2 pseudogenes (1 of these 2 only partly in view) are annotated in these 2,380 nt (G+C 64.8%); one reads left to right on the top strand and one right to left on the bottom strand.

Annotated features, from left to right (window positions below):
* Positions 1 to 1,765 (top strand): annotated as a pseudogene (locus tag EOC06_RS28975) (ATP-dependent helicase); it begins 913 nt to the left of the window's first position.
* Between the two features lie 270 nt (positions 1,766 to 2,035).
* Here EOC06_RS28975 and EOC06_RS28980 read toward each other — a convergent pair.
* Positions 2,036 to 2,380, bottom strand: a pseudogene (locus tag EOC06_RS28980) (ABC transporter permease); the annotation flags it as partial.

The raw sequence follows: 2,380 nt of genomic DNA on the forward strand, positions 1-2,380 counted from the left end.
CGCCTCCGGCGCCATCTCCCCCTCTAGGGGGGAGATCGGGCGCTCTTCGACTGACACCCGCGCCACCGTAAACATCTGCTGCGTCGGCGACGACGATCAGTCGATCTATGGCTGGCGCGGCGCCGAAATCGACAACATCCTGCGCTTCGACAAGGATTTTCCCGGCGCCACCATCATCCGGCTGGAGCGCAACTACCGCTCGACCGCGCACATCCTTGGCGCCGCCTCCCACCTCATCGCCCACAATGAGGGCCGCTTCGGCAAGACGCTGTTCACGGACCGCAACGATCCCGAGGACGGCAAGGTGCATGTCCATGCCGCCTGGGATTCCGAGGAGGAAGCCCGCGCCGTCGGCGAGACCATCGAGACCTACCAGCGGCAAAAGCACAATCTCAACGACATGGCGATCCTGGTCCGCGCCTCCTTCCAGATGCGGGAGTTCGAGGATCGCTTCGTCACGCTCGGCCTCAACTACCGCGTCATCGGCGGCCCGCGCTTCTACGAGCGCATGGAAATCCGCGATGCGCTGGCCTTCTTCCGCGTCGTCGCCCAAGGCGCCGACGACCTCGCTTTCGAGCGCATCGTCAATGTGCCCAAGCGCGGCCTGGGCGAAGCCACCATCCGCCAGATCCACGACACCGCGCGTGCGCTGCGCATCCCGATGCTGGAGGCCGCCGCCAAGCTGGCCGAAAGCGACGAGTTGAAGCCGAAGCCGCGCGCCGCACTTCGTGAAGTGGCGGCCAATTTCGAGCGCTGGCAAAAGGCGCTGGAAACCACGCCGCACACCGAACTCGCCGAGTCCATTCTCGAAGAGAGCGGTTACACCGACATGTGGAAAAACGACCGCTCGGTCGAAGCGCCCGGCCGGTTGGAAAACCTGAAAGAGCTGATCCGCTCGATGGAAGAGTACGAATCGCTGCGCTCCTTCCTCGAACATGTCGCACTGGTCATGGATGCCGAGCAGAATGCCGGGCTCGACGCCGTCTCGATCATGACGCTGCATTCGGCCAAGGGCCTCGAATTCGAGACCGTCTTCCTGCCCGGCTGGGAGGAAGGCCTGTTCCCGCACCAGCGTGCGCTGGATGAAGGCGGCCGCTCCGGGCTGGAGGAAGAGCGCCGCCTTGCCTATGTCGGCCTGACTCGTGCCAAGAAGAACCTGCATCTTTGGTTCGTCTCCAACCGCCGCATCCACGGCCTGTGGCAGTCGACCATCCCGTCACGCTTCCTCGACGAACTGCCGGAAGCCCATGTCGAAGTCGCCGAAAGCGGCAACAGCTATGGCGGTTATGGCAATTCCTACGGTGGCGGTTCTTTTGCCTCCGGCCGTGGCGGCCAGGGCGCAGGACGGCAGAACCCCTATGGCGCCTCGCGCTTCGACACTGTCGGCGCCGACGCCGAAAAATCCGGCGCCTTCTCCAACACCTATGCGACACCGGGCTGGCAGCGCGCGCAGGCCAACCGCACCGAGGCGACCGACCGCAACTGGGGCTCGCGCTCCGGCCACCAGGTCGAGCGCATCGGCTATGGCGAGACGGACAGCGGCTACGGCGCCGGCCGCACCTCGGTCAAGGGCCGCACCATCGACGGCGAACTGGTCGCCAAATCCGTCGCCGACAAGCCCTCCCCCTTCAGCGTCGGCGACCGCGTCTTCCACCAGAAATTCGGCAACGGCAACATTTCGGCCATCGAGGGCAACAAGCTGACCATCGACTTCGACAAGGCCGGCCAGAAACGCGTGCTGGACGGGTTTGTGGCGGCGGTGTGAAGATGGCGTTTTCCCGCGGACAGCTCCCACCTTCGTCATCCACGGGCGGAGCAGGAGCGAAGCGACGTCGCGGAGACCCGAGGATCCATGCCGTGACCTTGGCCGTGGAGTGCAGCTGAGCAGAATTCTCCACCGTAGTGACGCGTTGAAGTCGCGGCATGGATCCTCGGGTCTGCGCTGCGTCGCTACGCTCCTTGCTTCGCCCGTGGATGACGAAAACGATGAGCGTCTCCGCCAATCGTCAAGGCATGCGATCCGCCAACGAAACCCTCACCTGTACCTTGCCTGGTTCCATTTATGCCCCAGCAGCGACAGGATGATGATCAGGCCGTTGAAGAACTGCACGTAGAAGCCGCTCAATCCCGCCGCCACGACGCCGGTCTGGATGAAGGACACGGTGACCGCACCGATGGCGCCGCCGACGACCGTGCCGATGCCGCCCCAGGTCGGCGTGCCGCCGACGAACACCGAGGCCAGCACCGGCAGGAGGTAGCCGTCGCCGGCGGTCGGCCACCAGTTGAAGTTGATCATCACCGAGAAGGTGCCGGCGAGCGCAGCCCCGATGCCGACGAAGACGAACACTTTCACCCGCACGCGCTTGACGTCGATGCCCAT

The organism is Mesorhizobium sp. M7A.F.Ca.MR.362.00.0.0 (assembly GCF_004023175.1).
In the GTDB taxonomy this organism is placed as follows: Bacteria; Pseudomonadota; Alphaproteobacteria; order Rhizobiales; family Rhizobiaceae; genus Mesorhizobium.